Source organism: Oleiphilus sp. HI0086, from assembly GCF_001635225.1.
Window position 1 is genome coordinate 1 of record NZ_LWFZ01000690.1, and the last position, 6,558, is coordinate 6,558.

A 6,558-nucleotide genomic window follows, 5' to 3' on the forward strand; every position below is an offset into this window, starting at 1 on the left:
CAATTTGTTTTTTTTCGTAAAAAGCCCTGATTTTTATCTAGTTTTTTTATATGATGGTTTGGCGTTCTGGAATGCTGGCTTGCTAGATAAGTCCTCGAGCCGATAATAACACCTTGGTAATCACATCATGTGATGTGTGCAAGTCCCCCGGTTTATCTGGATGGGAAAGCCTAATTTGCATATAGTGATCACCCCCTTGAACTTTCGGGTTCAAGGCCCTATCTGGCAGCGGCATTTTGGGCGCACCAAAATCAACACTCACAACAGAGCGTTGCTTTTGTTTAAACCTATCCAGCTCTATCTTATTGACGATACAGCCCAAAAATGAGTCTTTCTCAAACCTCCCCCGCCACCTTAATTCAAGAAAAAAAGCAGCTTCGTAGAGAGCTCCGCCAACAACGCCGCCAGCTCACCAAGCTTCAACAAAGAACAGCTTCAACGCATTTACTCAAAAATCTGAAACGCTTTGGTTTACTACTGAGGGGCAAACATATTGCTTTGTACTTAGGCAACGACGGTGAAATCTGCCCTCGATCACTGCTCACACTAATACAGAAATGGGGAAAGACAGCATACTTGCCCGTCATCCACCCCTTAAAACCACAACAGATGATTTTTTGCCAAGTCTCTGCATCAAGCCCTTATATCAAGAACCGTTTCGGTATTGAGGAACCTGACTTTAAACGCTGCAAACAATTCAATGCTAAACAACTGTCAACAGTGTTAATGCCACTGGTAGCATTTGATAGCGAAGGAAACAGAATGGGAATGGGAGGCGGCTTCTATGATCGCACTTTTGACTATAAGCGACGGCTTCCTCAGTGCAAGCCTCGCTTGATTGGATTAGCACATGAGCTGCAGAAGATGGACGCGCTTCCGGTCAATGACTGGGATGTCAGCTTAGATGCGATCGTCACCGATCAAGGTATCTATGCAAAAAAATAAGCCTATGCAGAATCAAACGAGCAAAAAAGCCGAGTAATTCTTTATGAATAGAGAGTTTTAGTAGCGGCTGGCTGAACGATCAAATACATGCTCAGTACTAGCGTTCTGAACCGGCTCTTCATCAGCACCAATGCTAATAGAAGAAAAGCCACTTATGACCAAACCGATCATAAATATACCGATTACAGCCAACATTGTATCGGGTTTCTTCTTCATATTTTCCTCAAAATAAAACTTTAATAATCAGAAAAATAGCACAGCTTTAGAAAATTTCCATTAGAACCCTGCTTTAAGTAGCGGATTCTAATGGCTTTAGCACCTAATTACTAGCGTTTTGACTTACCTGCCCTCAAGAAAAGTTGATACGCCTCATTATCCGTCTCGACCCAGTATCGGAAACCTATCTCATCTAGCATTCCCTGAAAGGCTTTCGTATCAGAGTCTTTCAGCTGCACCCCCATCAGGACACGACTGTATGCAGCGCCATGGTTACGATAATGGAACATGGAAATATTCCAACGAGTACCAAGTGAATTAAGGAATGACATCAGCGCCCCTGGCCTTTCAGGAAACTCGAAACGATAAACCTGCTCATCACCAACGCCTTCAGAACGCCCACCGACCATATGCCTGATATGAAGCTTTGCAATCTCGTTGTCAGTCATATCCAGCACGGGATAGCCTTGGGACTCTAACTCTGCAATAACACGCGCCCGATCTTCGCCACCCGGAAGCACTTGCACACCAACAAAGATCTGCGCGTCACTTCCTTCTGCATAGCGATAATTAAACTCGGTCACATTACGAGTTTGCAGCGCTTGAATAAACTTCTGATAGCTTCCAGGCTTTTCAGGGAGAGTGACAGCAATGATTGCCTCGCGCTGCTCACCAATTTCAGTTCGTTCAGAGATATAGCGTAAACGGTCAAAGTTAACATTCGCCCCACTAACGATGGTCACTAAATTCTCACCACTTAAGCCTTCACGTTCCGCATATTTTTTTAAGCCAGCGATGCCCACCGCACCTGCGGGTTCAGCAATTGATCGTGTATCATCAAAGATATCTTTGATGCCGGCACAAATCTCATCTGTTGAAACAGTAATCACCTCATCAACATACTTTTTGGCAATTTCAAAAGGCAGCTTACCAATCTGTTTAACCGCGACACCTTCTGCAAAAATCCCTACTTCTTCTAGAATTTCTCTACGCCCAGTCTCTAGCGCCACCTTAAGACATGCCGCCTCTTCAGGCTCAACACCAATCACTTTTGTTTCGGGGCGAACAAACTTAATATAGGCTGCCATTCCCGCAATTAAGCCGCCACCACCAACCGGCACAAACACCGCATGAATAGGTGCGGTATGCTGCATTAGTAACTCCATTGCGACCGTCCCTTGCCCGGCAATCACATCTTCATCATCGTATGGGGGAATATAAACCAAGCCCTCTTTCTTTACCTTTTCTAAGGCATAAGCGGAAGCTTCATCAAAGGCATCACCAACGAGTTCAACTTTTGCGCCCTTCGCCCTGACCGAGTTAACCTTAATTTCAGGGGTCGTTTTTGGCATAACGATAGTCGCGTCGATACCAAGCTTCTGCGCAGCTAAAGCAAGCCCTTGCGCATGATTACCGGCAGAAGCCGCAATCACGCCAGCTGCTTTTTCTTCATCTGTGAGTAAACGAGCACGGTTATAGGCTCCACGAAGCTTAAAAGAGAATACAGGCTGCAGGTCTTCTCTTTTAAGGTATATTTGATTATCAAAACGCTCCGACAATAGCGGCGCATGTGTCACCGGCGATTCAATAGCAACATCATAAACTCTGGCATCAAGTATTTTCTTGATATAACGGTTAATTGGCATCTTGGAACTCTTCACTTATAGGGCTGACATATAGACAAACAGCGTATAGGCAGACTTAATATAATTTTAATACCCTGCTCAATACCTGATAGCTAGAGAAAAATAAGCATCGAAGTGAGCACAAACAATCATAATCCTTTTCTCACTTATTGTCGGGCATTATAATGCCATTTATAACGATCAATACGCCATAATCAGATATTTACCCTAGCGGAGCATGCATGAACCAAGATCAATTAAAAAGCGCAGTCGCCCAAGCTGCTATTGACTATATCCAGCCGAAGTTGGATAACGATAGCATCATCGGCGTCGGCACCGGGTCGACAGCGAATTTCTTCATTGATCACCTTGCTAAAATCAAACATCAGTTTGATGGCGCAGTGGCCAGCTCCGAAGCAACAGCGGAAAGACTAAAAAGCCATGGCATTCCTGTTTACGCGCTGGGCTCAGTAGATGAAATGGAGTTTTATGTCGATGGCGCAGATGAAAGCAACGAGCGACTAGAGCTCATCAAAGGCGGCGGCGGTGCACTTACTCGAGAGAAAATCGTTGCTGCTGTTGCCAAAAAATTCATCTGCATTGTAGATGCCTCCAAGCAAGTTGGCTTGTTAGGTGAGTTCCCACTTCCAATTGAAGTTATCCCTATGGCACGCAGCCTGGTAGGCCGGGAAATTGTCAAACTTGGTGGTGACCCGGTTTATAGAGAAGGCTTCGTAACAGACAACGGCAATCATATTCTAGACGTTCACAACATGAAGATTCTCGAACCGAAGAAGCTCGAAGCCGAAATCAACAACCTTACAGGCGTAGTCACTAACGGTTTATTTGCACTTAGACACGCAGATCTGCTGTTTGTTGGCTCTGAATCTGGCGTAAAAATGCACGAAGCCGTATAATCGCGCACTTTATCGCTCTGCGAAAAAATTCAGGTCAGTAACACCGCTTATTAACGACAGGACAAAGCTATGATTTTTGACAACATTCCAGCAGGAAAAGACATTCCTAACGACATTAACGTCGTAATTGAAATCCCAGCTCAAAGCAGCCCGGTAAAATATGAAATCGACAAAGACATGGGAGCTGTTGTAGTTGACCGTTTCATGTCCACGCCAATGTTCTACCCAGCAAACTACGGTTTTATCCCGCACACTTTGGCTGACGATGGTGATCCATTAGATGTATTGGTTATCACACCATATCCAGTTATACCTGGCTCAGTAATTCGTTGTCGCCCAATCGGCATGCTAGACATGGACGATGAAGCGGGTGGTGATGAGAAGCTAGTAGCGGTACCTCACGACAAGCTATCTCCTGAGTACAAAGATATTCAGGATATTGAAGATATTCCAGTGTTACTGAAAGAACAGATCCAGCACTTCTTTGAGCGTTACAAAGAGCTTGAGAAAGGCAAGTGGGTAAAAGTAAAAGGCTGGGAAAATGCAGATGCTGCTCGTAAGTCAATCGAGAAGTCTGTAGCGAACTACAATAAGTAAGTTGTAGCGCTTAGCTCTATATAACAAAGGCCGCATCAGCGGCCTTTTTACTATCTGCACTTCACGAGTGCTAGAAAGTTAGCCCTGCTGAAGCAAACTGCGCAAGTCGATAATGGCCGCTGATGCTCTTGAGATATACGAAGACATTGTCAAGCTATGATTAGCCAACATCCCAAAGCCACTACCATTTAGAATCATCGGACTCCAAACAGCCTCTTGAGTCGCTTCCAATTCCAGTGTTATCTGCTGCAAGCTTACCAAAGCATTCTTATTGATCAGCACTGCCTTAAAGTCATGCTCTATTGCTTTTAGTATATGCACCAGCGCCCAAGCCGTACCGCGTGCTTCATAAAACACATCGTCTATTTCCATCCAAGCAGTCTTACGCTCCTGAGCACCTTCTGCAGCTGTCGACTGCTGAGCACTTGCATCGCCCGCCAAACCCAAGTCAAGCTGCTGGCGACCAACACTTTCACTCAAACGGCGCGACAAACTCCCTAAACGATTCTCGACTTCAGATAGCCAACTTCTTAAATTATCTGCTCGCGCATAGAACTGAGCGTCCGGTTGTTGAGGGTCAGAGAGACGCGCTAGGTAACTACGCGCTGCCTTCACGCCACGACGATATTCCGACTCACTGGCCGGAAGTGCCCAACTACTGTTATCGAAATGAAACTGGGGCTCTGCAATCGTTAAGTCCTTATCTTCAACCGACTGGCTTTGAGACCGGCTCAACTCCTTACGAAAGACCCTGGCCAAATCACGAACCTGAACCAGCACGCCATATTCCCAATTAGTAATATTATCCAGCCATAAACCAGGCGGAAAAATATCATTGCTAATGTAGCCTCCCGACTTATCCATCAGCGTTTCCATCAAATAGATCATCGTTGCTGTTGTCGCAAAGCCAGGAACCGGCTGGTGCTGCATCAACTCGGCCTGTTCATGAGAGTACTGAACAACATCGGTAATTTCCGGCTCAGAACTCCACCAAAAACCTAGAATAACAGACAAAAGTAAATAGACACCCAAAGCACCACCAATAGCTTTAGCCAACATTCCGCCCCCCAAGTAGTCTTGGAAATCTTCTTTTCTATGTCTTATAAAATCAGACAAACCTTCTTTCACATTAATAACCTGCTAACGTGTATAAATTCTCAATGACTTGGGAGAACTGTAATCCCCTACTATCAATTGCAAACACTTGCTATGAAGCAAATACTTCATTTGCTTGTGGCCGTTTCAAATGGTACCCCATTGCGCCATCAATCCCCAGCTCTTTTAAAGCCTGCCACTCGTCTTCTGACTCGACACCCACAGCAATCACATTAATTCCCTGACCATGTGCAATCTGGATCGCTGATCGCAGGAAGAACTGATTTGATTGACTGCCCTGAACGTTGCGAATAAAGCTATGGTCAACTTTGATGTAGTGAATATCCACTCGCTGTAAATACGAAAATGGCACCGAGCTTACACCAAAGCGCTCGACCGATAGACTAAAGCCATGCTCTTTTGCCATATTGCTCAAAACGACCAAGGCATTTTCATTATAACTCACGATATGTTCTGGAACTTCGACAATTAGCATTTCCGCCAAGCTGGGGTTCTGAACAAGCTGCTGATCAAACCAGGACAAGAAGCGCTCATCTATCAAGGCAGCTTCAGACAAGGTAATACAGTATCGGTGATTATCAGCTTCACCTTGCGCCAACTCATTGTGAGTTCGCTGCATCAAAAATTCTGGATCTGCCAGGCTCTCTACCACCTTCTCGACAACCAACTGATCAAAGGGCACCATCAATCCGAATCGCTCAGCCATCGGCAGGAAGGTCCCAGCGACAGTCAGCTCGCCTTCTACTTCAATTCGAGAAAGGACCTGCTGATACATAACCTTTCCTTCACCATCATAAACTGTTTGAGTATGAAGCTTCACATCTCGACTCAGCAATACCTCTTGCAAAATATTTCGCCACTCATTTGCCTGATGCACCTCTCGCATACTCTCTTCTGCCGACTGAATATGCGCATAACGCCGCCAGCCGGAAATACCATCTGACTGTGCTTGGCGTAAGGCTAAATCAGCTTTAGACAACAAAGTGCGAGCAGTATCATCAGCCTTTACGCAAGCCGCACCGATATGCACGCTATCATCGCGCAACAAGTGCTTGATATCAGAGAGTGAACAAATTTCTGATATCATTTTTGGCACCAGGACATCAATTTCATCATCCATAACACTCGGCATAAACACACTA

At 45.2% G+C, this 6,558-nt stretch carries 7 protein-coding genes and 1 other RNA gene; 4 read left to right on the top strand and 4 right to left on the bottom strand.

The window, feature by feature from the left end:
* Positions 1-60 precede the first annotated feature (60 nt).
* Together ssrS and A3756_RS10795 are read left to right on the top strand one after the other, a co-directional pair.
* A non-coding RNA gene (ssrS, locus tag A3756_RS10790) (6S RNA) lies at positions 61-246 on the top strand.
* A gap of 78 nt (positions 247-324) precedes the next feature.
* Complete coding sequence (locus A3756_RS10795; RefSeq protein WP_068512216.1) at positions 325-945, top strand: 5-formyltetrahydrofolate cyclo-ligase; 621 nt, start codon at positions 325-327, stop codon at positions 943-945.
* A gap of 57 nt (positions 946-1,002) precedes the next feature.
* On the opposite strand, the gene A3756_RS26655 is transcribed toward A3756_RS10795, so the two are convergent.
* Together A3756_RS26655 and ilvA are read right to left on the bottom strand one after the other, a co-directional pair.
* Positions 1,003-1,161 carry a hypothetical protein gene (locus A3756_RS26655; RefSeq protein WP_156490412.1) on the bottom strand — a complete coding sequence of 53 codons (159 nt, stop codon included), beginning with the start codon at positions 1,159-1,161 and terminating at the stop codon, positions 1,003-1,005.
* 110 nt (positions 1,162-1,271) lie between these two features.
* Positions 1,272-2,807 carry a threonine ammonia-lyase, biosynthetic gene (ilvA, locus tag A3756_RS10800; protein ID WP_068512212.1) on the bottom strand — a complete coding sequence of 512 codons (1,536 nt, stop codon included), beginning with the start codon at positions 2,805-2,807 and terminating at the stop codon, positions 1,272-1,274.
* 221 nt (positions 2,808-3,028) lie between these two features.
* Here ilvA and rpiA point away from each other — a divergent pair, with 221 nt between their 5' ends.
* Positions 3,029-3,703, top strand: a complete 675-nt coding sequence (gene rpiA / locus A3756_RS10805; RefSeq protein WP_068553488.1) for a ribose-5-phosphate isomerase RpiA — start codon at positions 3,029-3,031, stop codon at positions 3,701-3,703.
* A 69-nt stretch (positions 3,704-3,772) separates the two neighbouring features.
* Positions 3,773-4,300: an inorganic diphosphatase gene (ppa, locus tag A3756_RS10810; protein ID WP_068512204.1), complete on the top strand. Its 528-nt coding sequence runs from the start codon at positions 3,773-3,775 to the stop codon at positions 4,298-4,300.
* 78 nt (positions 4,301-4,378) lie between these two features.
* Here the strand turns inward: ppa and A3756_RS10815 are convergent, their stop codons facing one another.
* Together A3756_RS10815 and A3756_RS10820 are read right to left on the bottom strand one after the other, a co-directional pair.
* Positions 4,379-5,359, bottom strand: a complete 981-nt coding sequence (locus A3756_RS10815) for a DUF2333 family protein (RefSeq protein ID WP_082865203.1) — start codon at positions 5,357-5,359, stop codon at positions 4,379-4,381.
* Between the two features lie 148 nt (positions 5,360-5,507).
* Positions 5,508-6,558: EAL domain-containing protein (locus tag A3756_RS10820; RefSeq protein ID WP_231875522.1), on the bottom strand; the 1,051-nt coding region annotated here is incomplete at its 5' end.